Origin of the sequence: Streptomyces shenzhenensis, assembly GCF_021462265.1 — a bacterium.
Lineage (GTDB): Bacteria > Actinomycetota > Actinomycetes > Streptomycetales > Streptomycetaceae > Streptomyces > Streptomyces shenzhenensis.
On sequence record NZ_JAJONF010000240.1, the window covers coordinates 1 to 242 of the forward strand.

Sequence of the window (242 nt, forward strand, 5' to 3'; positions counted from 1 at the left end):
CGCGTATGCGAACCAGGACGTGCCGTTCGAGTGGCTCGTGGACGAAGTCAATCCGGCGCGGTCGGCGGCGCGTAATCCGCTGTTCCAGGTGATGCTGGCGCTCCAGAACGTGCCGGAGGCGCGGTGGGAGTTGGAGGGACTGGCGGTCGAGCAGGTTCAACCAGAGGTAGCGCCCGCACGATTCGACCTGTCGGTGGGCCTCGATGAGCGGTGGTCTGACAGTGGTGCCCCGGCCGGTCTGG

1 protein-coding gene is annotated in these 242 nt (G+C 67.4%); it reads left to right on the forward strand.

Annotation, left to right across the window (positions count from 1 at the left end):
- On the forward strand, nt 1–242 hold a 242-nt coding region (locus LQ326_RS47640; protein ID WP_234545443.1), incomplete at both ends, for a condensation domain-containing protein.